The organism is Acuticoccus kandeliae (assembly GCF_003073115.1).
On record NZ_QBBV01000002.1, the window covers coordinates 299,611 to 324,613 of the forward strand.

The following is a 25,003-nucleotide window of genomic DNA, read 5'->3' on the forward strand; positions in this document are numbered from 1 at the left end:
CTCATCGTTTCGCAGACGGGAGGCTGGATATGATTGGCTGGGAAATCCACGGCCGCGAGCTGGCGAACTGCAACTGCGCGTACGGGTGTCCGTGCCAGTTCAACGCGCTGCCTACGCACGGGACGTGCGAGGCGGCCGTCGCGTTCGAGATCGATCGCGGCCACTATGGCGACGTCTCGCTCGACGGGCTGCGCACAGCGGCCGTCTACAAGTGGCCCGGCCCCGTCCACGAGGGCAACGGCCAGATGCAGCTCATCATCGACGAGCGCGCGACCCCCGCTCAGCGCGAGGCGCTGGAGACGATCATGACCGGCGGGGACACCAACGACATGGCCACCATGTGGTGGATCTTCTCGGCGATGGCGCCGAACAAGCATCCGACCCTGTCGCTGCCGATCACGACGAAGATCGACATTGACGGGCGGACCGGCCGCATCTCCGTGCCGGGCGTGTTCGAGACCGAGGCGGTGCCGATCAAGAACCCGGTCACCGGGGCCGAGCACCGGGCGCGCATCGACCTGCCGCACGGCTTCGAATATTCGGTCGCCGAGGTCGGCAGCGGCACGACGACGACAGAGGGCGTCATCCCGCTGACGCAGAACAAGGCCACCTACGCCCAGTTCGCCGAGATCCACCTCGGCAATAGCGGCATCATCCGCGCCGCCGCCTGAGCGGGGCGACCGGTCGGCCCACCGTGTCGGTCCTCGAGACGACGCTCCGGCGGGAGAAGGCGATCCTCGTCGGGGCGCTCGCGCTGCTCTTCACGCTCGCGGCCCTCTACACCGTCCACGGCGTCGGCATGAACATGTCGGCGCTGAAGATGACGGCGATGTCGAACATGCGCGACATGCCCGGCATGGCCGTCCCCGGCGCGTGGAGCGCGGGCCACGCCCTCCTCGTCTTCCTGATGTGGTGGGTGATGATGGTGGCGATGATGCTCCCCTCGGTCGCCCCCAACGTCCTCCTCTTCTCCGCCCTCGCCCGCCGGACGCGGGAGGGGTCGCGGGCGAGCCTCCTCGCGGGGGCCTTCCTCGCGGGCTATCTCCTCGCCTGGGCGGGGTTCAGCGTGGCGGCGGCGGCGAGCCAGTGGGCGCTGGAGGCCGCCGGCATCGTCTCGGCGACGATGATGACGCTGATCGACACGCTCCCCGGCGCGCTCGTCCTCATCGCGGCGGGGGTCTTCCAGTTCACGCCGCTCAAGGGGGCGTGCCTGCGCCACTGCCGCGCCCCGGCTCAATTCCTGGCGTCCCACTATCGCCCCGGCATCGGGGGCGCGCTGCGCATGGGCCTCGTCCATGGCACCTATTGCGTCGGGTGCTGCTGGTTCCTGATGGCGCTGCTCTTCGTCGGCGGCGTGATGAACCTCTACTGGATCGTCGGCCTCACCGCCTTCGTCGCGCTGGAGAAGCTGACGCCGTTCGGCGCCCTCGCCGCGCGGATCGCGGGCGCAGGACTCATCGCCTGGGGCGCGGCCATCATCCTCGGCTTCGTCTGAGGAGCGCGGCGCGCGCCACCCCGTCCTGGCCAAACGGCGCTGGAAGGCGTAAATATTCGAAGCACCCGGAGGCGCATGACGATGCTCGGCGTCGAGAGTGGATCCATCATCAGACTTGTCGATGACTGGCTGAACCGGCTGGAATGCTCGATCGCGGCCAGAGACAACCAACAGCTTTCCAATCTCTTTCTGGACGAATGCTATTGGCGCGATGTCGTTGCGTTATCCTGGAGGCTCCAAACACTTGAAAACAGGGCCCGCATCGTCGAGACGCTCGGGCCGGCGCTGCGCGCCGAACAGGCATCCGGGTTCGTCATCGATGAATCGGGGCCGCCGCCGCGGGAGGTGAGGCGGGTCGACAGGGATTGTATCGAAGCCTTCTTCCGGTTCGAGACGCGCCTCGCGCGGGCGCGCGGCATCGTCAGGCTCTGCCGTCCGGCCGGCGAGGAGGGGCTGCGGGCGTGGACGCTCATGACCGAGCTTCACGAGCTGAAGGGCCACGAGGCGCGGGTCGGCAGCCGGCGGCCGACGGGCCAGTCGAACTCGCGCGATTTTCGCGGGCCGAACTGGCTCGACAAGCGCGAGGCGGCGGTGCGCTACGCCGATCGCGATCCTGCGGTGCTGGTCGTCGGCGCGGGACAGGCCGGGCTCGCGGTGGCGGCACGGCTCACCGTCCTCGGCGTCGACACGCTGGTGGTCGAGCGCCACGCGCGCGTCGGCGACAACTGGCGCCACCGCTATCATGCGCTGACCCTCCACAACCAGGTGCAGGTCAATCACCTGCCCTACATGCCGTTTCCGGAGAGCTGGCCGACCTACATCCCGAAGGACAAGCTCGCCGGCTGGCTCGAAGCCTATGCCGAGGCGATGGAGCTCAACATCTGGACCGGGACGGCGTTCGACGGCGCGGCCCGCGACGGGCCGGACGGGCCGTGGTCCGTCACGCTCCGCCGCCCGGACGGGACGACGCGGACGATCCGCCCCCGCCACATCGTGCTCGCGACCGGCGTCAGCGGCATTGCAAACCGTGCCGCCCTCCCCGGCCTCGATTCCTTCGCCGGCGAAGTTCTCCATTCGAGCGACTATCGCGACGGGGAGGATTGGGCCGGAAAGCGCGCGATCGTGTTCGGGACGGGCAACAGCGGTCACGACATCGCGCAGGACCTCCATTCGAGCGGCGCGGCGGTGACGATCGTTCAGCGCAACCCGACCCTCGTCGTGAACATCGAGCCGAGTGCCCAGCTCCCCTACGCCTTCTACAGCGACGGCCCAACCACCGATCAGTGCGACCTCATCGCCGTGTCGATGCCCGTACCGCTCGTGCGAAAGGCGCACGTCGTCTTCACCGAGCGCTCGCGCGCGCTCGACAAGCCGTTGCTCGACGCCCTCGAGACGCGCGGCTTCCGCCTCGATTTCGGCGAGGACGACACCGGATGGCAGTTCAAGTTCCTGACCCGCGGCGGCGGCTACTATTTCAATGTCGGCTGCTCGGACCTCATCGCCGAGGGGACGATCGACCTCCTCCAATATGACGCGCTCGACGGGTTCGTCCCCGAGGGTGCGCGGCTGAAGGACGGCCGCATCGTCGCGGCCGATCTCGTGGTGCTCAGCACCGGCTACAAGGGGCAGGAGCATCTGGTGGCGCGGCTCTTCGGCGACGCGGTCGCCGCGCGCGTCGGCCCGATCTGGGGCTTCGGCGAGGGGCTGGAGCTGCGCAACATGTTCACCCGGACCCCGCAGGAGGGGCTCTGGTTCATCGCCGGCAGCCTCGCCCAGTGCCGGATCTACTCCAAATATCTCGCCCTCCAGATCAAGGCCTGTGAAGTGGGGCTGATGCCGGAGATGCCCCGCGCGGATCCCGCGCCCGCCATCGCGCCGAAGGTGGCGGTGTCGACGGCCGGCTGACGTCCTCCGCAAAGTGAGGATCCGCGCAACGCACACGCGCGCCTCCATCGCGTCGCGGCTCCGTTTGCCCCATATTGCGCCCCAGCGGTGCGGTGCGCTTGGACAGGCCGCGCCATCGAGGGCACGCCATGAGTCTCGCCTCCTCCCCCGGACCGGGGCCGCTCATGGTCCAGCCCGAGGCGCTCGCCGCCGCGCCGCACGAGAGCTTTGCCCGGCTTCGGGTGGACCATCCGGTCGTCACCTTCGGACAAGGCCACTATCTCGTCCTGCGCGCCCGCGACGTTCTCTTCCTCCTCACCGACGCCAGGACGCGGCAGGTGAATGGCGACGAGTATGCGTCCCTCAACCGGATGCCGGACGGGATCACGCGGCGCTTCCAGGTCGACTTCTTCCTGTTTCACGACGGGGACGCGCACCGGGCTCGCCGCGGGCTCTTCGCCCGCCGCTTCGCGCACCGGGTGATGCAGGACTCGCGCGCGATCGCGGGCACGATCGCCCGGCGGATCGTCGCCGACCTTCCCCGCGGCGAGACCTTCGATTTCGTCGACCGCGTCGCCGCACGTGTCCCGGCCGAGATGATCGCCGGCATCCTGGGGCTCCCCGCCGAGGAGACCGACCGGTTCACGCGTTGGGTCTATGAGGTCGCGCTCGCGATCTCGCCGGTCTATCCGCACGAGCATCACGAGGCGATCGAGGCGGCGACGGGGCAGCTCTTCGACTATGTCGCCGGCCATCTCAATGCCCGGCTCGCCGCGCCGCGCGAGGACTTCCTCTCCGCGCTGGTGCGCGACTGGAAGGACGATCCGGTCATCGATTTCGAGTCGCTCACATTCCAGGTGATGGGCATCATCATCGGTGGCAGCGACACGACGCGCGCGGCCTTCGCCATGCTGACGGCCCTCCTCCTCGCCGATCGCGGCCAGTGGGAGGCGCTGCTTTCGGACCGCGCGCTCGTCGCCGGCGCGGTCAGCGAGGCGCTCCGCTTCGAGCCGTCGGTCGGCACCATCCCGCGCGTCCTGACCGAGCCCTTGGCGATCGGCGGCGTCGCGATGCCGGCCGGGTCGATCCTGCGCCTCAGCACCATGTCGGCGATGCGCGATCCCGACCTCTACAGCGACCCCGACCGGTTCGACATCCGCCGCACCGACCACCCGCAGCACCATCCGGTGTTCGGCCACGGCCCGCACCGGTGCCTCGGCGAGATGCTGTCCCGGATCGAGATGGAGGAGAGTCTCGCCGCCCTCCTCGACGCCGCGCCGGGCATCGAGATGGAGGTCGCGCCGCGGATGCTGGGCTTCGGCGGCATCCGGCGGATCACGCCGATGGCGGTGCGGCTGCCGTGAGGGCGTGAGCCGCCCGCCTCAGGGCATGCGGATCTTGTAGGTGAAGTCGTCGCTCCGCCCGATCGTCTGCCGCCATTCGATCACGGTGTCGTTGTGGGTGAAGGCGGTCCGCTCGATCAGGATCACCGGCGAGCCGACGGGGAGGTTGAGGAGCCGCGCGTCCGCCTCCGTCGCGGCCGTCGCGCGCAGAAGCTCCTCGGCGCGCAGGACGTGGACGCCGCAATGCTCCTCGATGATCTGGTAGAGGCGCTCGGCGGAGAGGTCCCGCTTCTCGAGGCCCTGGACGAGGCGGTAGGGCAGGTAGGAGGTGTAGATACACACCGGCCGGTCCGCCATGTGGACGACGCGGCGCACCTTGAGGACCCGCGAGCCCGCCCGCACGCCGAGATGCTGCGTCACCGCGCGCGGAATGTCGGTCGTGACCGCCACGGAATCGACGGTGATCTTGCGGTCGAACCGTTCGCCGGTGCCGCCCTCGCGGAAGCGGAAGAAGCGCGCGAAGCTGCGCGAATTGTCCATGCGCGCGACGAAGGTGCCCTTTCCGGGCCGGCGCGTGATCAGCCCTTCGCGCACGAGGCTGAGCACGGCCTGGCGGACCGTGCCGGGGCTCACCCCGAGCTGGCGGCCGAGTTCGGTTTCGGTGGGCAGCATCTCACCGGGCTTCCACGCGCCCTTCGCGATCTCATCGCGCAGCAATTGGCGCACCCGCAGGTAGAGCGGGGTGTCCTCGCCATGCTTCAGCGATTCTCTGGTGAGACCTGCCATCCGATTGTCCCTGCCGCTCCAGCGCGTCCTCGTGCTCTTATCGTGCGACAACCGCCGGGCGCAACGTGTCTGTGATCCGGCCGTCCGGAATCGTCAAATATATAAATTTCTATAAATTTGACATTTTGAACCATCCTCTGCACGTTGTCCGGCAAGCGGAGAGAATACCGCCAGAGGACACGCCAGGAGGAAATGATGACGAACTGGAGAAGCCTGCGCGGGCTGCGCAGCACCGTCGTCGCGGCAGCGACGGCGACCGCGATCGGACTCGTCGGTGCGGCGCCGGCCATGGCCGAGTGGCAGCCGACCCGCGATGTCGAGATCCTCGTCACCACCGGGGCCGGCAGCGGACCGGACCAGCTCGCCCGCCTCATCCAGGGCATCTGGAAGAAGTACGATATCGTTCCGGTGGACGTTGCCGTGGTGAACAAGCCCGGCGGCGGCGGGGCCGTCGGCTGGGCCTACTTCAACCGCCAGTTCGAGGGCGACGGCCACGCGATCGCGGTCGGCGGCGCCAGCATGATCTCCAACAATCTCACCGGCCGGTCCGACATCGGCTGGCACGACCTCACGCCGCTCGCCCACCTCATCAGCGAATATATCGTCGTGACGGTGAACCCTGATTCGGACTTCAAGACCGCGCAGGATCTGCTCGACGCCCTGAAGGCCGACCCCGGTGCCGTCTCCATCGGCGTCGCCACCTCGAAGGGCAATTCCAACCACCAGGGCATCGCGCTTCCCGCCAAGGAAGCCGGCGTCCGCCCGCGCGACCTCAACACGGTCATCTTCCAGTCGGGCGGCGAGGCGCGGACCGCCGTGATGGGCGGCCATATCGACGCCGTTCCGACGAGCGTCGGCAGCATGGTCAAGCAGATGGAAGGCGGCAAGCTGCGCGCGCTCGCCGTCGCATCGCCCCGCCGCCTCAAGGGCCCGATGGCGGACGTGCCGACCTGGACCGAGCTCGGCTTCCCGATCTCCGTCTCCAACTGGCGCGGCATCATCGGCCCGAAGGGCATGACCGATGAGCAGATCGCCTACTGGGAAGACGTGATGCGCAAGACGGTCGAGACCGAGGAGTGGCAGCAATCGCTCGACGCCGCCTACCAGGACGGCGAGTTCCTCGGCCACAAGGAGTTCGCCGACTATATGGCGAAGGAGGAGGAAGCGATCCGCGGCCTTCTCGACGAACTCGGCCTTCTCGCGACCAACTGAGTGAGCGCGACCGACACCGGCGAGGCGGCGGCCGATCGCCTCGCCCCCACCCCGTCCTCCGGCCCGGAGCTTGCGGGCCGGACCGCCATCGTCACCGGCGCCTCCCGCAATATCGGCCGGGCGATCGCCGAAGCCCTCGCCGCAGGCGGTGCGAGCGTCGTCGTCAACTACAAGGACGCCGGGGACCGGGCCGCCGACACAGTCCGCGCCATCGAGGCGCGCGGCGGGCGCGCCCTCGCCATCGCGGCCGACGTGACCGACCGGGCCGCGGTGGACCGCATGGTGGAGGCCGCGGCCGCCGCCTTCGGGCCGCCGACGATCCTCGTCAACAACGCCTCGATCCGGCAGGAGTGGCCGTTCGAGACGCTGAGCTTCGCCGACTGGCGCGCCATCCTCGACCCCATTCTCGACGGCGCGTTTCACGTGAGTCAGGCGGTGATCCCGCACATGCTCGCGGCCGGTGGCGGCGCGATCGTCAATATTGGCGGCGAGACCGGCCACAGCGGGGCGCGCGAGCGGGCCCATGTGGTCGCCGCGAAGGCGGGGCTCGCCGGCTTCACGAAGGCGCTCGCGCTGGAATTCGCGGACCGCGCCATCACCGTCAACACGGTCGTCCCCGGCGCGATGGACACGGCGGACAGCCACATGGTCCGCCACCCCGGCTCCACCTTCAAGGCGAAGCGGATGCCGCCGGTCGGCCGCCGCGGCGCGCCTTGGGAGGTGGCGGCGATGGTGCGCCACCTCGCCGGCCCCGCCGGGCGCTACGTCACCGGCCAGTCGATCCACCTCAATGGCGGGCACTACCTGCCGTGAGCGTGAGCCGGACTCTCGCGGCGTTCGCCGTCGACCATGATGTCGCGTCGATCCCCGGCGACGTGATCGCCGAGGCGAAGCGCTCGCTCGTCAATTTCGTGGGCTGCGCCGTCGGCGGCGCGCCGCACGCGACGGTGGAGATCGCGTTGCGCGCGCTGGGGCCGCACGTTCCCGGCCCCCATCGCCTGCTCGGACGGCGGGAGCGGCTCGACCCCTTCCACGCCGCGCTCGTGAACGGGATGAGCTCCGCCGTCCTCGATTTCGACGCGACGCAGGCGAAATTCACCAACATCCACCCGAGCGGCCCCGTCGTCCCCGCCGTGCTCGCCGTCGCCGGGATGCGCCCCGTCACCGGGCGGGACGCGCTCGCCGCCACCATCGTCGGCGTCGAGGTCGCCTGCCGCGTGGCGAACGGCCTCTTCGACCGCGACAATCCCGGCTGGCACGTGACGGGCGTCGCGGGCGGGTTCGGGGCGGCGGCGGCGGCCGGTCGGCTCCTCGGCCTCGATGCGGACCGGATGGTCCACGCCTTCTCGATCGCCGCGACCCAGGCGGCGGGCCTGCGTGAAATGTACGGCACCATGTGCAAGAGCTTCACGCCGGGGCGGACGGCGCAGAACGGGCTCACCGCCGCCCTCCTCGCCGAGGCGGGGTTCGACGGAGCCGAGCACCCGATCGAGGGGCGGACGGGTTTCGCGCGCGTCCTCACGGGGCGGACAGACGTGGCCGCGATCACCGAGGGGCTCGGCGTGCGGCACGAGATCCTCCTCAACACCTACAAGCCCTTCCCGTGCGCGATCGTCACCCATGCGGCGATCGACGGGTGCCTGCGGCTCAAACACCGGCACGGCCTCGCGCCCGGTGACATCACGCGCGTCCACATCACCGTCTCCCCGCTCGCCGAGAAGCTCGCGGGCAAGACGAACCCGGCGACGGAGCTCGAAGCGAAGTTCAGCACGGTGCATCTCGCCGCGCTCGCCCTCACCCGCGGTGCGGTGACCGCCCGGGGCATCGCCGCGGTAGACGACCCCGCCCTCCTCGCCCTCAGGCCCCATATCGAGACGATGGTGAACGAAGCCTTCGCCAAGAACGCCGCCGCGGTGACGATCGAGACGCTCTCCGGCGCGGCCTATACCGAGCGGGTGGAGAGCGCCCTCGGCAGCCTCGACAATCCGATGGACGACGCGGCGCTCGACGAGAAGTTCACCGGCCTCGCGGAGCCCGTGCTCGGCGCCGCACAAGCGGCCCGGCTCCTCACCCTTTGCCGCAGCGTCGATGCGCTCGACGACGTGTCCGCGCTCCTCGAGGCGGCGGCCCCACACGAGAAAGGCTAAGCCTCATGCAATTTGTCAGCTATGTCCGCCAGGGACGGCCGGGCTTCGGCGTGCGCACGTCCGGCGGCATCATCGACCTCGCCAGCCACCTCGGTGTCGGCACGCTGCGCGATGCGCTCGCCGCCGACCTTCTGGAGCTCGTCGCGCCCATCGTCGAAGGACGCGCCGCGGAGTTCGCGCTGTCCGACGTGACGCTGCTGCCCGTGATCCCCGACCCCGGCAAGGTGCTGTGCGTCGGCGTCAACTACGAGACCCACCGCACCGAGACGAAGCGGCCGGAGGTCGATCACCCGACGATCTTCACCCGCTTCGCCGACACGCTGATCGCCCACGGCGCCCCGCTCATCAAGCCGACCCTGTCGGACCGCTTCGACTTCGAGGGCGAGCTCGCGATCATCATCGGCCGGGGCGGGCGCAACATCCCCGAATCCGCCGCGATGGACCATATCGCGGGCTACGCGCCGTTCATGGACGGCTCGGTGCGCGACTATCAGCGCCACACGTCCCAGTTCACGCCGGGCAAGAACTTCCCCGGCACCGGCGGGTTCGGCCCCGCGATGGTGACGCCCGACGAGATCGGCGACGTCTCGGCCCTCCCGATCGAGACGCGGCTGAACGGGGAGGTCGTGCAGTCCTCGACCCTCTCCCATCTCATCTTCTCGATCCCGCAGGTGATCGCCTACGTCTCCGCATGGACGCCGCTCGCGCCGGGGGACGTGATCGCGACGGGGACGCCGGGCGGCGTCGGCGAGCGCCGCGACCCGCCGCTCTTCATGAAGGACGGCGATGTCGTGGAGGTCGTCCTCGGCAAGGCGGGGACGCTCCGCCATCCGGTCGTCGCCGAGGCGCAATAGCGCCGGAAGGGCCGGTGGCGCACCGCCGGCCCTTCGCCCCTCAGGCGCGGTCGGTCGTCTCGATCTCGCCTTCGACGACGACCTCGAACGCCTCGGGCACTTCCTTGACGGTGAGGAACACCACGTCCTCGTCGAGCGCGACGATGCTGTGCACCACGTCGGCGGGGATGTAGACGACCTCGCCCGGGCCGATGATCTTCTCCTCGCCGCCGACCACCGCGCGCGCCCGCCCCTTCATCATGTAGTTGAACTGCTCGGCGTTGTGCCGGTGCGGCTTCGACCCGGTCCCCGGCTTCTTCTCCGCCATGCCGAAGACCATCTTCTTCCCATGCACCTTGGATCCGAAGGACGACGTCACGTCCGGCCCGAACTTGAACTTTTCCATGGAATCGAAGTCGTAGAAATACTTCATGGTCTTCTCCAGTTTTTTTCAAAGGGTGTCGACGAACAGCTCTTCGGCGGTGATGGGGCGCGGGATGAGGTGCTGTTCCAGGAGGTAGCGGCAGAGGGCTTGGAGCTCGGCGGCGTTGCGCTCGAACCCGTAGGGCCAGAAGTCCCGCCCCATGATCCGCCGCGTCTCGTCGAGATGGTCGGACAGGAAGGGCAGGCTGAGCGGCAGGACGGGCGAGGCCACCATCGCGGCGAGCGCGGCGTGCGCCGTCCGCCGCGCCGCCTCGAAGGCGGCGAAGAGGGCGGGGGCGAGGTTCGGGTGGCGGGCGGCGACGTCGCGGCGGATCCCGACGAGGTGCATGATCGGGAACATGCCGGTCGCGCCATAATAGCGCTCCTCCTCCAGGGCGGGCCGCGGGAAGAGGCGGCGCACGTCCGGGTGCCCGTCACGGAAGCATTGGGGCGGGCGCGGCGACATCACCGCGTCGAGCGACCCGTCGGCGAGCATCGCGGAGAGGGTCGCGCCCTCCGGAATGGGCGCGCAGTCGATCTCCGGCGGCAGCGCCAGCGCGATGCGCTCCACGCGCCCCGGCGTGTCGATCCCGCCGGTGCGGGTGCGCATGGTGGAGAGGTCCACGCCGAAATGGTCGGCGAGGATGCCGCGGAGCCAGACGGCGAGCGTCATCTGATATTCGGGCACGCCGACGCACCGGCCCTCGAGGTCCTTCGGTCCGTCGATCCCGCGATCGGTCCGCACATAGATCGCGTTGAGGCGGAAGGCGCGCGACAGGAAGACCGGGATCGCCACATAGTTCGCCTCGCCGCGCGCGACCTGGATCGCGTGCGTGCTCGCGGAGAATTCGCACACCTCGAACGGGGCGTCCTTCGCGGCGCGGGGGAAGATCTCCGAGGGCGGCAGCACGATCGGCGCAAGCGTGAAGCCCTCCGGCCGGACCGTCCCGTCGATGAGCGGGCGCGACCGGTCGGTGTCGGTGACGGCGAAGGTGAGCGTCGTCACGCGTCGGCTTCCACGCGCGTGTCGCGCAGCACGGCCTCGTCGGGCGAGAAGCCGAGGCCCGGCGCGTCCGGGACCTTCATCGCACCGCCTGCGGGACGCGGGGCGTCCGGGAACGCGACCTCCGTCACCGCGGCGGTGACGGCGTGATATTCGACCGATCCGCCGTTCGCGAGCCCGGCCATGGTGTGGAGGTTGAAGGCCGGCCAGCCGCCGCCATTGTCGAGCGGCAGATTGTAGGCCTGGGCGAGGTGCGCGATCTTCCGCGTCTCGGTGTAGCCGCCATTGTAGCAGCAGTTCGGCTGGAGGATGTCGATCGCCTCCCGCTCGACCAACTCGCGATGGCGCCAGCGGTGGCCCTCCATCTGGCCGGCGGCGATGGGGATCGTCGTTGCCCGCCGCAGGTCCGCGAGGGTGCGCGCGTCGTTCTGGTGGACCGGCTCTTCGAAGAAGGCGATCCCGCAATCCTCCACCGCGTTCGCGAGGTGCCGCGCCTCGACGCCGGGGAAGCCGTAATTCGCGTCGATCATCAGGGGCATCTCCTCGCCGATCGCCGCGCGCACGGCGCGGACCCGCGCGACGTCCTCGCGCCATCCTCCCTTGGAGCGCCCGACCACCATCTTGAGGCCGCGAAAGCCCATCGAAGCGAAATGCCGGGCGGCGGCGCAGAGCTCGTCGCGATCGTAGAGGTCGAGGCCGAAGGTCGCGTAGGCGGGCACGCTGTCCCGCGCCCCGCCGAGGAGGTGCGCGACCGGCCGCCCGAGCCGCCGCCCGACGAGGTCGTGCAGCGCGATGTCGAACGCGGCGAGCGCGTTGGAGATGACGCCCGTGTAGGCGCGCGCGTTGAGACGCTTGCCGAGGAGGGTGTGGATCGCCTCGAAGCGGAACGGGTCGAGGCCGATGACGAGGGGCGCGATGCCGCTGCGGATGGCGGCGACGATCGACGGGGCGAGGATGCGCCCGGTCAGCCCGTGGCCGACGAGCCCGTCCTCCGCTTCCACACGGCACAGCACGAAGCGCCAGGACGTGGTGCGCCCGTCGAGGAGCGGAACGGGGACGGCGACCTCGTGCAGGCTCGCCTCGACGCGGGCGATGCGCTCGCCAGCGCCGGCGCCGCGCGCGGGACTCTGACGATCCCTCTCCTGCGCGGGCAACGCCTCGTCGGCTGTCATCATAAGTCGCTCTCGCTTCCCGACCTCCAGGGCCGGCGCATCCAAATTTCTAATCCTTTATAAATTTATAATTGACCGTGGGGAACCCCGCTGATACCCGATTCCGAAAGGCGTCCGAATCCGACCCCGTCGGGGCAGACGCCAAATGAGAGCGATACCGGGCCGAGACGGCACGTTCCCTGGCCGACGGTGTCGTCGGGAGGAACGAATTGCAGTATGTCATCGCGCTCGGCGCCGCGGCCTTCGGCGCGCTCTATCTCGCCGCCACGTACAATCTGCCTGAACTCAGGATCGAAGAGGTGGTGGGGCCGAAGGTGTTCCCGGCCATCATCGGCGTCGGCATCCTGGTGAGCGCCGCGCTGATCGCGTGGGAAGCCTGGGCCAAGGGGCGCGCGGGTGACGGCGTCGGCGCGACCGAGGGCGAGGCGGTGCTGCCCCCGCCGGTCGAGCACGACCCCCACGCGCTGAAGCGGCCCCTCACGATCGCCGCGCTCGTCGCCTTCACGGTGCTCTACATCACGCTGCTCGAGCCCGTCGGCTACCTCATCCTGACGCCGATCTTCATCTTCGCCATCGCGAGCTTCTTCAACCGCGGCGGCCATCTCGCGAACCTCCTCGTCGCGGTCGGGTTCGGCGTCGGCGTCTATTTCGTCTTCAACGACTTCCTGGGCGTGCGCCTGCCCCTCGGCGTGATGGCCGGCTGATGGAAACGCTCGGCTATGTCCTCGGCGGCTTCTCGGTCGCGTTCGAACCCTCGAACCTCCTCTTCTTGCTGATCGGCACGATCCTCGGCACGGTGTTCGGCATCCTCCCCGGCATCGGGGCGACGGCCGGCATCGCGCTCCTCCTGCCGATCACCTACGGGCTCGACCCGACCGGCTCGCTCATCATGCTCGCCGGCATCTATTATGGGGCGATGTACGGCAACACGGGCTCGGCGGTCCTCATCAACACGCCGGGCTCCGGCACCGCCGTCATGACGACGCTCGACGGCTTTCCGATGGCCCAGGCCGGCCGCGCGGGCGCCGCCCTCGCCATCTCGGCGATCGCCTCCTTCATCGCCGGCACCATCGGCATCGTGTTCCTCACCCTCTTCGCGATTCCGCTGGCCTCCTTCGCGCTCGGCTTCGGGCCGGCCGAATATTTCGTCCTCCTCGTCTTCGCGATGACGGCCGTCGGCGTCCTCGCCGGCGACTCGGTCGGCAAGGGGATGCTCTCCGCCCTCATCGGGCTCGCCATCGCCACCGTCGGCATCGACCTTCAGAGCGCGCAGGAGCGCTTCACCCTCGGGATCGTCTGGTTCCAGGACGGCATCCCGCTCCTCGTGGTCATCGTCGGCTTCTTCGCCGTCACCGAGGTGCTCGTGCAGGTGGAGAAGTGGTTTCGCGGCGAGCTGAAGCCGATCCCCATCAAGGGCAAGCTCTGGCTGACGCGCGACGAGTGGCGGCGCTCCGTCGGCCCGATCACGCGGGGCGGCCTCCTCGGCTTCTTCATCGGCGTGCTGCCGGGCGCCGGCGGCGTGATGGCGACGATCATCGCCTACGCGACCGAGAAGCGGATCTCCAAGACGCCGGAGCGCTTCGGCAAGGGCGCGGTCGAGGGCGTCGCGGCGCCGGAGGCGGCGAACAACGCGGCCTCGTGCGGCGCGTTCGTGCCGCTCCTCACGCTCGGCATCCCCGGCTCGGGGCCGACGGCGGTGCTCCTCGGCGCGTTCATCATGTTCGGGATCCAGCCGGGGCCGCAGCTTCTCACCGAGCGGCCGGAGCTCGTCTGGGGGCTTGTCGATTCCATGTATCTCGGCAACATCTTCCTGCTGATCCTGAACCTGCCCCTGATCGGCGTCTTCGCGCGCCTCCTCTACATGCCGCCCGGAATCCTGATGCCGATCATCCTCGCGATCGCCCTCACCGGCGTCTACGCCATCAACGGCTCGGTCGTGGACCTCTACACCGTCGCCGCCTTCGGGGTGATCGGCTACGCCTTCCGCAAGCTCGGCATCCCGACCGCGCCGCTGATCCTCGGCGTTATCCTCGGGTCGATGATGGAACAGTCTTTCCGCCAGGCGATGACCATCTCGCGGGGGGACCTGTCGATCTTCGTGTCGAGCACGATCTGCATCACGCTCATCGCGCTGACCGTCCTGTCCATCTTCCTGCCGAGCGCGGGGGCGCTGATCCGCAGCCGCCTCTCCGCCCGACGGGCGGCCGCATAGCGGGGTGGGGGCGCTCCTCTTCGTCGGCGCGCTGACGCTCGCGAGCGGCCTTGCCTGCTATCTCATCAAGGGGCCGGCGGTGTTCGCGGACGCCGCCTTCGCGAACGCCGCCCTCCTCCTCGAGATCCTGCCCCGGATCGCCGCCGCGCTGATCATCCTCGGCCTCGTCCAGGTGCTCCTGCCGCGCGACGCCGTCGCCCGGCGGCTCGGCCGGGCCTCCGGGCTGCGCGGGCTCCTCCTCGCGACGGTCCTCGGCGCGCTCACCTTCGGCGGGCCGATGACGTCCTTCCCGATCGTCGCCGTGCTCGCCGTTTCGGGCGCCGATATCGGCGCGGTGATCGCCTTCCTGACAGGGTGGTCCCTCCTCGGCCTCAGCCGCATCGTCGTCTGGGAGCTGCCGATCCTCGGCTCGGACTTCGTGACGCTGCGCCTCGCGGTCTCGCTGGCGGTGCCGATCCTCGCCGGCCTCCTCGCGCGGTGGGTCGAGGAGCGGGCGCCGGTCCGCATCAAGGGCGTGCCGCCGGCATGATGGGGACGGTCATCCTGTGGGCCATCGCGCTCGCCCTCCTCGCGCTGCTCCTCGTGCGCGATCCGTCCCGCCTGCCGGACGCGTGGCGGCACACGGTGCGGCGGGCGCCCATCACGCTCGCCGTGGTCGCCCTCGCGATCGTCGCGTCGGGCTTCATCGGCGTCCTCCTGCCGACGGCGCTCGTCGCCGCGCACATCGGGCCGCAATCGGGCGTGGCGGGGATCGTCGTCGCCTCGCTGGCGGGCGCGGCGCTGCCGGGCGGGCCGATGATCGCCTTCCCGATCGTGATCACGCTGGCGCGGGCGGGCGCGGGGGAGCCGCAGCTCATCAGCCTCCTCACCGCGTGGTCGGTGATCGCGATGCACCGCCTCATCGCGTGGGAGATCCCGCTTCTGGGCGTCCCCTTCGCCGTGCGGCGGATCGCGGTCTCGGCCGTCTTCCCGGTCGCGGTGGGGCTCGTCGCCGGAGCCATCGTCGCGTTCACCGGGCCATGGTGATGGCGGGGCCCGGTCAGCCGGGCCTCGCCATCAACACGTCGGGCTCAGCAATAATAGACGCCGGCCGCGCAGCGGCGGACGGTGCGCCGCGTGGTGCGGCGCGCGACGCCGGCGACGCTGACCGGGGTCAGCGGGCGGCCGATGACCGCGTGCGCCTGGCGCACGACGCCGTGGATGCCGGGCACGGAGAAGGCCGCGCCGAGCTCCAGCGTGCCGATGATGATGAGGCACGAGAAGATCGACAGGAGGATGCGTTTCCTGAGAGTCATCACTTGGCTCCGAGCTTGAACTGGGGCGGGAGGTCTCCGGCGGCGGCGCGCAAGTCCGCGACGCTCATCGCCTTCGCGCCGGTGGTGTTGTCGAAGGTGAAGGACGTCTCGGGGACGTCATCGCCCGTCGCCCAGTCGCTGAAATCGATCTCGTAGCGGGGGAAGCCCTCGATCTCCTTCGAGACGATGACGTAGCGGCACGGCAGCGGCGCATCGCCCTGGGCGATGAAGATCTGCCAGTCCACCTCGTCGGTGCGGAAGGCGAGGTGGTCGCACATCACGCCGCGGATCACGCCGGCGCCGAGATCCTTGATGTCGGTGACGCCGTCGAGCATCGAGTCCGCCGCGCCGGACACCAAGAGGTCCGCGCCCGGCATCGGGAAGCCGAGCTCGGCGTGCAGCGCGTCGATCAGCGCGTCGACGCTGTCCGGCGCTTCGGTCTCGACATAGGCGTTGGCGTTCTTGCCGACGAGCGTGACCGTCTTCCCGTCGAACAGGATCTCGAGGTTGGTGTAGCCGCCCTCGCGGGTGGCCATCACATGGTCGGGTCGTTCCAGGACGACCTTGCCGGAGCTCGCGATTCCGAGCGCCTGGCCATCCTCGGTCACCACATCGAACGAGGAATCGTAGGAGAAGGCGAAGGACGATTGCGACGCCAGGTAATCCGACATCGATTTCAGGATGGTCTTGGCGGCGGCTTCGTCGGCGATTGCAGGCCGAGCTGCCGCGACGACGAAGAGGGTCGCCACAAGAGCGCCGGCGATCTTCGCCGGTTTGGTCGCTTTCGGCATTTCAACGGATCGCATCATGGGCCTCCGGCTCGTTGGACCGATTGAGGAGTCGACTGCTTGTCAGCGCCGGGTTTTCTCGCCCGACAGTCGTCCAATAGCGACTGGCCCGGCCCTGTCTTTTCATTTTACGTCTTCTCGCAAATATTCGCGCGCCCTGTCTTAGCATCGGCGCGCACGAGGTCTCCGGCACGGCTTGCGGAAAGTTCGGAGGGCGGGTGCGACTGGAACCGGACTTGCTTGCGGAAACGGCGACATCGAGCGTCTCCGGACAGCGCTGCGTCCTTTGCATCACTGCGGTGTGAAGCTAGCAGCAGACGGAAATTCTTCGATGGATAAGCTCGTGCCGTGCCGTCCCTCATCGGCGACCGCGACTCGCCGATTTATCCCTCGAGGTTCCTCAGCGATGCCCCGTTCAGCCTTCTCCCGCCGCCGCTTTCTGATGACGAGCGCCGGCGTCGCGCTCGCCCCGGCCATGTCCGGCTTCGTGCGCCCGGCCTTCAGCCAGTCCCCCCTCACCGTCGGCTTCATCTACGTGGGTCCGCGGGACGATTTCGGCTACAACCAAGCCCATGCCGAGGGTGCGGCCGCCGTGAAGGCGATCGACGGCGTGACGGTCATCGAAGAAGAAAACGTCGCCGAGACGCAGGACGTCCAGCAGACGATGGAGTCGATGATCAATTTCGACGGCGCCACGCTGCTCTTCCCCACCTCGTTCGGCTACTTCAACCCGCACATCCTGACCGTCGCGCCGAAATATCCGGACGTCCGCTTCGAACACGCGGGCGGGCTCTGGAACGACACGATGCCGTCCAATATCGGCAGCTATTTCGGCTATATCGGGATGGGCCAGTATCTGAACGGCATCACCGCCGGGCACGCCACGAAGTCGAAGAAGATCGGCTTCGTCGCCGCCAAGCCGATCCCGCAGGTGCTCCTCAACATCAACTCCTTCCTGCTCGGCGCGCGGGCGGTCGACCCGACCATCACCTGCCAGGTGATCTTCACCGGCGAGTGGTCGATGGCGGTGAAGGAGGCGGAGGCCACCAACGCGCTCGCCGATGCCGGCGCGGACGTCATCACCTGCCACGTCGACGGGCCGAAGGTGGTGATCCAGACCGCCGCCTCGCGCGGCGCCAACGTGTGCGGCTACCACGCCAACCAGTCCGAGCTCGCCCCCGACCTCTACCTCACGGGCGCGGAGTGGAACTGGGCGACCGTCTACACCGACATGGTCAACAAGACGCTCGCCGGCGAGGCGATCCCGAACTTCGTCCGCGGGGGCCTGGCGCAGAATTTTATCAAGATGTCGCCGCTCGGCCCGGCCAATTCCGACGCCGCGCGCGCCCAGTTCGAGGCCACGAAGGCCGAGATCATGGCCGGCGACTTCGCCGTCATCCGCGGCCCGCTGACCGACAACAAGGGCAACACCGTCGCCGCCGAGGGACAGAATTTCCTGGAAACCGACGTGGCGCTCGAATCGATGGACTATCTCGTCGACGGCGTCATCGGCTCCACCTCCTAAAGGCCGTCCATGTCCGCTGCCGATAGCACGTCGCTGGCCGAGCCTCTCTGGGCGCGGCTCATACCCTGGGCGCGGCGGCTGGAGGGGATTCTTCTGCCCCTCATGGCGCTGCTCGTCGGGTTTCTGGCCTTCGCCGTCTTCCTGCTGATTCTGGGCAAGGACCCGGTGCAGTTCTACGAGCTGGTCTACATGGCCGGCTTCGGCACGTCCTTCTCCTGGCAGAACACGCTGAGCCGGGCAGCGCCCCTCCTCTTCGCAGCGCTGTGCGTCGCGATCCCGGCGCGGCTCGGACTCGTGGTGATCGGCGGCGAAGGGGCGATCGTGCTCGGCGGCGTCGCCACCGGCGGCCTCGCGGTCTATCTCGCGGGCTGGCCGGCGGGGATCGCGATGCCGCTTCTCGCCATCGCCGCAGCGGTGGTGGGCGGCTTCTGGATCGGCATCGTCGGCTGGCTCCGGCACGTGCGCGGCGTCAACGAGACGATCTCCTCGCTCCTGATGGCCTACATCGCGATCGCGCTGATGAACCACCTCGTCGAGGGCGTGCTGCGCGACCCGACCTCGCTCAACAAGCCATCGACCGCGCCGCTGGTCGACGCGCTGCGCGTCGGCACGCTGCCGGGCTGGAACGTCCATTGGGGCCTTGCCGTCGCGATCGTCGGCTGCATCCTCGCCTGGGTGCTGATCGAGAAGACCACCTGGGGCTTCGCCGCGCGCATCGCCGGCGGCAACATCCGGGCGGCGGAGGTGCAGGGCCTGCCGGTCGGCCGGCTCATCATCGGGTTCACGGCGCTCGGCGGCGCCTTCGCCGGGCTCGCCGGTTATTTCGAGGTCGCGGCCGTCCACGGCACCGCGAACGCCTCGCTCGCGGCGGGCTACGGCTATACCGGCATCCTCATCGCCTTCCTCGCCCGGCAGAACCCGCTCGCCATCATCCCGGTCGCGATCCTGCTCGCCGGCATCGAGGCCTCCTCGGGCCTCGTCCAGCGCCGAATGCAGCTCCCGGACGCGACCATGCTGGTGCTCGAAGGCTTCGTCTTCATGGCGATCCTGATCTCCGACACCTTCACGGGCCGGCTGAACTTCGCCGCGCTCTTCAACCGCGGGGGACGGTCATGAACGAGACCACCGCCGTCCTCATCGCCGTCCTCGGCGGCGCGATCCGCGTCTCGACGCCCTTCCTCTTCGTCTCGCTCGGCGAGCTGATCACGGAGAAGTCGGGGCGGATCAATCTCGGCCTCGAAGGCACGCTCGTCTTCGGCGCGATGTCGGGCTACGCGGTGGCGGTGAACACCGGCAATCCGTGGGTCGGCGTCCTCGCGGCGGCGTGCGCGGGCGCCGTGTTCGGGCTCGTCCACGGCCTCGTCTGCTCGCTCGCCAAGGTGAACGACATCGCCATCGGCATCGCCATGATGCTGCTCGGCACCGGCCTCGCCTACTTCTTCGGCAAGGCCTACATCCAGCCGGTCGCGCCGGACCTGCCCTCCATCAATCTCGGCTGGTGGTCGGACGTGCCGCAGCTCCAGGCGGCGCTGCGCGTCAACGCGCTCTTCGTCATCGGCGTGATCCTCGCCCCCGCGCTGTGGTGGGCGTTCCGCACCACGCGCGCGGGCCTCATCATCCGCGTCGTCGGCGACAGCAACGACGCGGCGCGCGCGCTCGGCATCCGCCCGAACCGGGTCCGCGTCGCGGCGACGGCCACCGGCGGCGCGCTCGCCGGGATCGGCGGGGCCTACCTCTCGCTCTACTATCCGGGGAGCTGGAACGAGGGCATCTCGTCCGGCCAGGGCCTCATCGCGGTGGCGCTCGTCATCTTCGCGCGCTGGCAGCCGATGAAGTGCCTCGGCGCGGCGCTCCTCTTCGGCGGGGCCGGCGCGCTGGGGCCCGCCCTCCAGTCGGTCGGCATCACCTCCGGCTATTATCTGTGGTTCGCCGCGCCCTACGTCCTCACGCTCGGCGTCCTCATCGCGTCCTCGTCCAAGACCGGCGCCATGAGCGGCGCGCCGCGCGAACTCTCCATCACCAAGTAGGACCTGCCAGGATGACCGTCACCGACACGCTGACCAAGCCCGGCACCGAAGCGGGGACGACCGTGGCGTCCACGCCCTACGCCTGGCCCTTCGATGGAGATCTGCGCCCCGAGAACACGGCGCTCATCATCATCGACATGCAGACCGACTTCTGCGGCGTCGGCGGCTATGTCGATTCTATGGGCTACGACATCGCCCTCACCCGCGCGCCGATCGAGCCGATCAAGCGCCTCCTCGCCGCCTTCCGCGACGGCGGCTACATGGTGATCCACACGCGCGAGGGGCACCGGCCGGACCTTGCCGACCTGCCTGACAACAAGCGCTGGCGCTCGCGCCAGATCGGGGCGGGCATCGGCGACCCTGGCCCCTGCGGCAAGATCCTGACGCGCGGCGAGCCGGGGTGGGAGATCATCGACGAGCTGGCGCCGATCGCGGGCGAGGTCATCATCGACAAGCCGGGCAAAGGCAGCTTCTGCGCGACCGACCTCGAGATGATCCTGCGCCTCAGGGGGATCCGCAACATCGTCCTCACCGGCATCACCACGGACGTGTGCGTCCACACCACCATGCGCGAGGCCAACGATCGCGGCTTCGAATGCCTGATGCTGACCGACTGCTGCGCCGCGACCGACCCGGCCAACCACGCCGCCGCCATCAACATGATCCACATGCAGGGCGGCGTCTTCGGCGCGACGGCGCGCTCGGCCGACCTTCTCGCGGTCCTCCCGTGAGCGCGTCCGAGGCGATCGACTTCATCGAGGCCGTCGAGGCGCGCCATCCGGCGGGCGCGGCGGGTGCCGTCAGCATCGAGACGATCGGCATGACGATGCGCTTCGGGTCGTTCACGGCGCTCGACGACGTGTCGATCAAGGTGACGCCCGGCAGCTTCCACGCGCTCCTCGGCGAGAACGGCGCCGGCAAGTCGACGCTGGTGAAGTGCATCATGGGCTTCTACCACGCGACGGCGGGGCAGATGCTCGTGAACGGGCGCGAGGAGCGGATCACCGACCCGCGCGACGCCCACAAGCTCGGCCTCGGCATGGTCTACCAGCACTTCACGCTGGTGCCCGCGCTGACGGCGGCGGAAAATCTCGTCATCTCGCGCGCCGCGGTGCCGCAGGTGATCGACTGGGCGGCCGAGCGGCGCGACCTCGAAGCCTTCATGTCGCGCATGCCCTTCAAGGTGCCGCTGGAGCAGCCCGTCTCGCGCCTCGCCGCAGGCGAGAAGCAGAAGCTGGAGATCCTGAAGCAGCTCTATCTCGGCCGCGGCTTCCTGATCCTCGACGAGCCGACATCGGTGCTGACGCCGGACGAGGCCGACGAGGTCCTCTCCCACGTGCGCGGGCTGTGCGAGGCGGGGGAGATCAGCGTCGTGATGATCACCCACAAATTCCGCGAGGTCACCGCCTTCGCCGACGAGGTGTCGGTGCTGCGGCGCGGCCGGCTCGTCGGCTCCGGCAAGGTGAAGGACCTCACCCATGCCGACATGGCGGCCATGATGATGGGCGAGGCGAAGCCCGCCGCGCCCGCCGCCCGCGCCGTGACGGAGGGGGCGACGGTGCTGGAGCTCGCGGGCGTGCGGGCGCGCGACCGATCCGGCCTCAAGGAGGTCGCCATCGACGGGCTCGCCGTGCGGGGCGGCGAGATCGTGGGCATCGCCGGCATCTCCGGCAACGGCCAGATGGAACTGATGGAGATCCTCACCGGCCAGCGCCCGACGAGCGCCGGGTCGATCCGCGTCCACGGTGCGCCCTACCGGGCGAGCCGCACCGAGAGCCGCGCCCACAAAGTGCGCTACCTCCCCGAGGAGCCGCTCCACAATGCGTGCGCGCCGCGGATGACGGTGGTCGAGAATATCGGCTTCCGCAGCTTCGACGCGGAGGGGGAGACGCCGCGCTTCTGGCTCGCGATGCGGGGGCTGCGCCGTCGCGGGCGCGCGCTCATCCAGTCCTTCAAGGTGAAGGCGGCCTCGCCCGAAAGCCCGATCTCCTCGCTGTCGGGCGGCAACGTGCAGCGCGCGGTGCTGGCGCGCGAGCTCGACGGGGAGGTGGATCTCCTCATCGTCGCGAACCCCTGCTTCGGGCTCGACTTCACGGCCGTCGCCGAGATCCGCGCGCGCATCATGTCGGCGCGCAATGGCGGCGCGGCGGTGCTTCTGATGAGCGAGGATCTCGACGAAATCCTGGAGCTCGCGGACCGCGTCCTCGTCATGTCGGAGGGCCGCCTCGTCTACGAGGTCGCGGCCGAGAAGGCCGACATTCCGACGATCGGCCGCCACATGGGCGGCCACGCCTGAGCGGAGGCCTGGCGAGAGGCGGTCCATGATCGCCTCCTCCTCGACCCCACCCCCGAAATTTTTGCCGCGATATTGATCGTCTCCGGCCACGCGCGTGGTGACGCGGGCTGCGGATTCTGAGAGTTTGTCGCCCGTTGGCGCGCGGCCGGTCGGCCGTGCAAGAGCCGGGACAACAGGCTCGCGCCGACGGGGCAGAGATCCAAGGAGACTTCCATGCGCGTGTTTTTCACCGGCGGCAGCGGCAAGGCGGGCCGGCACGTCATCCCCTACCTCATCGACCAGGGCCATGACGTGCTCAATGTCGACCTGACGCCGCTCGATCATCCGGGCGTCAACAATCTGATCGCCGACGTGACGGACAGCGGCGCGGTCTTCGGCGCGATGACGAGCCATCTCAACATCGACGATGTGCGCGGCGCGACGGGCCCGGCCCATTTCGACGCCGTGGTTCACTTCGCCGCGGTCCCGCGCATCCAGATCAAGCCGGACAACGAAACCTTCCGCATCAACACGATCTCGACCTACAACGTGATCGAGACGGCGGTGAAGCTCGGGATCAAGAAGATCATCTTCGCCTCCTCGGAGACCACCTACGGCGTGTGCTTCGCCCAGGGTGTGAGAAAGCCCGAATATATCCCGGTCGACGAGGCGCACCCGACGCTCCCGGAAGACAGCTACGCGATGTCGAAGGTCGTCAACGAGCTGACGGGCCAGAGCTTCCAGAAGCGTTCAGGCCTCGACATCTACGCGCTGCGGATCAACAACGTCATCGAGCCGCACGAGTACGAGACGCTCTTCCCCGACTTCATGAAGAACCCGGAACAGCGGCGCGTGAACTTCTTCTCCTATATCGACGCGCGCGATCTCGGCCAGATCGTCGATCTGTGCATGAAGAAGGACGGGCTCGGCTACCAGGTCTTCAACGCCTCGAACGACACCCACTCGGTGAACGAGACGACGGCCGATCTCATCGCGCAATATTACGCGGACGTGCCGAAGAAGGCCGACATGGGCACGCACGAGACGTTTTTCTCCAACAAGAAGATCCGCGACGTTCTGGGCTTCAAGGAGAACCATGACTGGCGCAAATATTTGAAGGCGTAGATCGCGTCATTCCGTCATGGACACATGGCGGGATGAACCAACGCGCTCGCCAGACAAACTGCGAGCGCTTGGCGATTCCGTGAGGAAATGACAGGCGCTCGCAGGCACGGCGCGTCAGACGGGGCCGCTCCCGGACGGCATGTTGTAGACGGGGCGCGGGCGGCCTTCGAAATCGAGGGCGACGAAGGTGAAGGTCGCCTCGGTGACCTGCTCGCTGTCCTCGCTGTCGCGGCTTCGGCGCCACGCCTCGACGTGGATCTTCATCGAGGTCCGCCCCACCGACAGAAGCTCGGCGAAGAGCGAGACCTCGTCGCCGACCTTCACCGGACGGTGGAACTTCATCGCCTCCACCGCGATCGTCGCGCTGCGCCCGCGCGAGGTCAGCGCGGCGATGTTGCCCGCCGCGAGGTCCATCTGGCTCATCAGCCAGCCGCCGAAGATATCGCCGGCGGGGTTGGTGTCGGCGGGCATCGCGATGGTGCGGATCGCGGGGTCTTTCGGCGGCGGCTTCGTGCTCACGTCGGGTCCATGTCGGGAGGGCGAGGGCGGCCGCCAGTATGGCAACAATGCCCGCGATCGCCAGCCCCGCGGCACCGCCGGATGGCCATCAGCATTTTGATGCGCTAAAGACCAATCTGAAACGCTGCGAAAGAGGGAGAGCGCCCATGCTCGCGCCGAACGATATCGCCGGGCCGGACATCACCGGCGCGCGGCGGGCCTGAACGATGGCTGAGATCAGCAACGATATCGCCCGCCAATTCGCGCCGAAGGGGGTGATGCGGGTCGCCCTCAATCACGGCAACCGCGTGCTCGTGCGGCGCGAGGCGGACGGGACGCCGGCCGGCATCAGCGTCGACCTCGCCCGCGCCCTCGCGCGCCATCTCGGCCTCGACCTCGCCTTCGTGGACTATGAGCGCGCCGTCGATGTCTCGGCGAGCGCGGGCGAGGATGCGTGGGACGTCTGCTTCCTCGCCGTCGATCCGGAGCGGGCGAGGACGATCCGCTTCACCGCACCCTATGTCCGCATCGAGGGGTGCTATCTCGCCGGCCCGCGCGCGACGGCGGCGGATGCGCCCGGCCTCGTCCGGTCCGGCGCCAAGGTCGGGACCGTGACCGGCAGCGCCTACACGCTCACCCTCCTGCGCAAGCCCGGGGCGGAGAACCTCGTCATGCACGAGGAATATTCCGACGCGCTCGCCGCGCTCGATACCGGCGCGGTCGACGCGATCGCGGGCATCCGCCAGGCGATGGAGGATGAGGCCGAACACCGACCGGGAAGCCGGGTGCTGATGCCGCCCTTCATGGAGATCCGCCAGGCGATGGCGATGCCCGAGGGCCGCCCCGTCGCGTCCGAGGTACTCGCCGCATGGCTCGCGGACGCCGCGCGCAGCGGCCTCGTCGCCGACATCCTGGAGCGCCACGGCGTCGCGCGCGACTGCGCCATCATGCCGGACTGAG

At 69.1% G+C, this 25,003-nt stretch carries 26 protein-coding genes; 19 read left to right on the forward strand and 7 right to left on the reverse strand.

Annotation, left to right across the window (positions count from 1 at the left end; translation table 11 throughout):
• Positions 1-29 precede the first annotated feature (29 nt).
• The 4 genes from DBV35_RS14020 (at position 30) to DBV35_RS14035 (ending at position 4,743) form a co-directional block, all read left to right on the forward strand.
• Positions 30-671, forward strand: coding sequence for a DUF1326 domain-containing protein (locus DBV35_RS14020; RefSeq protein ID WP_108660948.1), 642 nt, complete (start codon positions 30-32; stop codon positions 669-671).
• A 23-nt stretch (positions 672-694) separates the two neighbouring features.
• Positions 695-1,495, forward strand: a complete 801-nt coding sequence (locus DBV35_RS14025; RefSeq protein WP_211099984.1) for a DUF2182 domain-containing protein — start codon at positions 695-697, stop codon at positions 1,493-1,495.
• Between the two features lie 81 nt (positions 1,496-1,576).
• Positions 1,577-3,400: a flavin-containing monooxygenase gene (locus DBV35_RS14030; RefSeq protein ID WP_108661943.1), complete on the forward strand. Its 1,824-nt coding sequence runs from the start codon at positions 1,577-1,579 to the stop codon at positions 3,398-3,400.
• A gap of 128 nt (positions 3,401-3,528) precedes the next feature.
• Complete coding sequence (locus DBV35_RS14035; protein ID WP_108660950.1) at positions 3,529-4,743, forward strand: cytochrome P450; 1,215 nt, start codon at positions 3,529-3,531, stop codon at positions 4,741-4,743.
• Between the two features lie 18 nt (positions 4,744-4,761).
• On the opposite strand, the gene DBV35_RS14040 is transcribed toward DBV35_RS14035, so the two are convergent.
• Positions 4,762-5,508: a GntR family transcriptional regulator gene (locus DBV35_RS14040; protein WP_108660951.1), complete on the reverse strand. Its 747-nt coding sequence runs from the start codon at positions 5,506-5,508 to the stop codon at positions 4,762-4,764.
• 195 nt (positions 5,509-5,703) lie between these two features.
• On the opposite strand from DBV35_RS14040, the gene DBV35_RS14045 reads away from it, so the two are divergent.
• From DBV35_RS14045 to DBV35_RS14060, 4 genes are read left to right on the forward strand one after another with little or no spacing between them, the layout of a single operon-like run.
• Complete coding sequence (locus DBV35_RS14045) at positions 5,704-6,720, forward strand: tripartite tricarboxylate transporter substrate binding protein (RefSeq protein ID WP_157961738.1); 1,017 nt, start codon at positions 5,704-5,706, stop codon at positions 6,718-6,720.
• Positions 6,721-7,533 carry an SDR family NAD(P)-dependent oxidoreductase gene (locus DBV35_RS14050; protein WP_108660953.1) on the forward strand — a complete coding sequence of 271 codons (813 nt, stop codon included), beginning with the start codon at positions 6,721-6,723 and terminating at the stop codon, positions 7,531-7,533.
• A 2-nt stretch (positions 7,534-7,535) separates the two neighbouring features.
• Entirely contained in the window at positions 7,536-8,867 is a 1,332-nt protein-coding gene (locus DBV35_RS14055; RefSeq protein WP_157961739.1) for an MmgE/PrpD family protein, read from the forward strand.
• A 5-nt stretch (positions 8,868-8,872) separates the two neighbouring features.
• Complete coding sequence (locus tag DBV35_RS14060; RefSeq protein WP_108660955.1) at positions 8,873-9,721, forward strand: fumarylacetoacetate hydrolase family protein; 849 nt, start codon at positions 8,873-8,875, stop codon at positions 9,719-9,721.
• Positions 9,722-9,761: 40 nt separating this feature from the next.
• Here DBV35_RS14060 and DBV35_RS14065 read toward each other — a convergent pair whose 3' ends face one another.
• The 3 genes from DBV35_RS14065 to DBV35_RS14075 are packed head-to-tail and all read right to left on the reverse strand — an operon-like array spanning position 9,762 to position 12,301.
• Positions 9,762-10,133, reverse strand: a complete 372-nt coding sequence (locus DBV35_RS14065; RefSeq protein WP_108660956.1) for a cupin domain-containing protein — start codon at positions 10,131-10,133, stop codon at positions 9,762-9,764.
• Between the two features lie 18 nt (positions 10,134-10,151).
• Positions 10,152-11,129 (reverse strand): substrate-binding domain-containing protein, encoded by a 978-nt coding sequence (locus DBV35_RS14070; protein ID WP_108660957.1) that lies wholly within the window; start codon positions 11,127-11,129, stop codon positions 10,152-10,154.
• Positions 11,126-12,301 (reverse strand): mandelate racemase/muconate lactonizing enzyme family protein, encoded by a 1,176-nt coding sequence (locus DBV35_RS14075; protein WP_205648681.1) that lies wholly within the window; start codon positions 12,299-12,301, stop codon positions 11,126-11,128. The genes DBV35_RS14070 and DBV35_RS14075 overlap by 4 nt, the downstream gene beginning before the upstream one ends.
• A gap of 206 nt (positions 12,302-12,507) precedes the next feature.
• Here DBV35_RS14075 and DBV35_RS14080 point away from each other — a divergent pair, with 206 nt between their 5' ends.
• Genes DBV35_RS14080 through DBV35_RS14095 form a run of 4 tightly spaced genes read left to right on the forward strand, consistent with a single transcriptional unit; the run spans position 12,508 to position 15,536 of the window.
• Positions 12,508-13,002: a tripartite tricarboxylate transporter TctB family protein gene (locus DBV35_RS14080; RefSeq protein ID WP_157961740.1), complete on the forward strand. Its 495-nt coding sequence runs from the start codon at positions 12,508-12,510 to the stop codon at positions 13,000-13,002.
• A complete protein-coding gene (locus tag DBV35_RS14085; protein WP_108660959.1) occupies positions 13,002-14,510 on the forward strand; it encodes a tripartite tricarboxylate transporter permease in 1,509 nt (502 codons plus the stop codon). Before DBV35_RS14080 ends, DBV35_RS14085 begins: the two co-directional genes overlap by 1 nt.
• Positions 14,511-14,514: 4 nt before the next feature.
• Positions 14,515-15,039, forward strand: a complete 525-nt coding sequence (locus DBV35_RS14090; RefSeq protein WP_108660960.1) for a permease — start codon at positions 14,515-14,517, stop codon at positions 15,037-15,039.
• Positions 15,036-15,536, forward strand: coding sequence for a hypothetical protein (locus DBV35_RS14095; RefSeq protein ID WP_157961741.1), 501 nt, complete (start codon positions 15,036-15,038; stop codon positions 15,534-15,536). The genes DBV35_RS14090 and DBV35_RS14095 overlap by 4 nt, the downstream gene beginning before the upstream one ends.
• 44 nt (positions 15,537-15,580) lie before the next feature.
• On the opposite strand, the gene DBV35_RS14100 is transcribed toward DBV35_RS14095, so the two are convergent.
• Both DBV35_RS14100 and DBV35_RS14105 read right to left on the reverse strand, forming a co-directional pair.
• Positions 15,581-15,805, reverse strand: coding sequence for a hypothetical protein (locus tag DBV35_RS14100; protein ID WP_108660962.1), 225 nt, complete (start codon positions 15,803-15,805; stop codon positions 15,581-15,583).
• The gene (locus DBV35_RS14105; protein ID WP_108660963.1) at positions 15,805-16,596 is read right to left on the reverse strand and encodes a DUF2092 domain-containing protein; all 792 of its coding nucleotides are present in this window, start codon (positions 16,594-16,596) and stop codon (positions 15,805-15,807) included. The genes DBV35_RS14100 and DBV35_RS14105 overlap by 1 nt, the downstream gene beginning before the upstream one ends.
• A 403-nt stretch (positions 16,597-16,999) precedes the next feature.
• Here DBV35_RS14105 and DBV35_RS14110 point away from each other — a divergent pair, with 403 nt between their 5' ends.
• The 6 genes from DBV35_RS14110 (at position 17,000) to DBV35_RS14135 (ending at position 23,545) form a co-directional block, all read left to right on the forward strand.
• Positions 17,000-18,118 (forward strand): BMP family ABC transporter substrate-binding protein, encoded by a 1,119-nt coding sequence (locus DBV35_RS14110; RefSeq protein WP_108660964.1) that lies wholly within the window; start codon positions 17,000-17,002, stop codon positions 18,116-18,118.
• Between the two features lie 9 nt (positions 18,119-18,127).
• Positions 18,128-19,234, forward strand: a complete 1,107-nt coding sequence (locus DBV35_RS14115; RefSeq protein ID WP_108660965.1) for an ABC transporter permease — start codon at positions 18,128-18,130, stop codon at positions 19,232-19,234.
• Positions 19,231-20,145, forward strand: a complete 915-nt coding sequence (locus DBV35_RS14120; protein ID WP_108660966.1) for an ABC transporter permease — start codon at positions 19,231-19,233, stop codon at positions 20,143-20,145. Before DBV35_RS14115 ends, DBV35_RS14120 begins: the two co-directional genes overlap by 4 nt.
• Before the next feature lie 11 nt (positions 20,146-20,156).
• The gene (gene biuH / locus DBV35_RS14125; protein WP_108660967.1) at positions 20,157-20,876 is read left to right on the forward strand and encodes a biuret amidohydrolase; all 720 of its coding nucleotides are present in this window, start codon (positions 20,157-20,159) and stop codon (positions 20,874-20,876) included.
• 89 nt (positions 20,877-20,965) lie between these two features.
• A complete protein-coding gene (locus tag DBV35_RS14130; protein ID WP_108661945.1) occupies positions 20,966-22,441 on the forward strand; it encodes an ABC transporter ATP-binding protein in 1,476 nt (491 codons plus the stop codon).
• 213 nt (positions 22,442-22,654) lie between these two features.
• Positions 22,655-23,545 (forward strand): NAD-dependent epimerase/dehydratase family protein, encoded by an 891-nt coding sequence (locus DBV35_RS14135; protein ID WP_108660968.1) that lies wholly within the window; start codon positions 22,655-22,657, stop codon positions 23,543-23,545.
• Positions 23,546-23,659: 114 nt separating this feature from the next.
• Here DBV35_RS14135 and DBV35_RS14140 read toward each other — a convergent pair whose 3' ends face one another.
• The gene (locus DBV35_RS14140) at positions 23,660-24,064 is read right to left on the reverse strand and encodes an acyl-CoA thioesterase (RefSeq protein ID WP_425428474.1); all 405 of its coding nucleotides are present in this window, start codon (positions 24,062-24,064) and stop codon (positions 23,660-23,662) included.
• Between the two features lie 206 nt (positions 24,065-24,270).
• On the opposite strand from DBV35_RS14140, the gene DBV35_RS14145 reads away from it, so the two are divergent.
• Complete coding sequence (locus tag DBV35_RS14145) at positions 24,271-25,002, forward strand: transporter substrate-binding domain-containing protein (RefSeq protein WP_108660969.1); 732 nt, start codon at positions 24,271-24,273, stop codon at positions 25,000-25,002.
• Position 25,003: the final 1 nt, after the last annotated feature.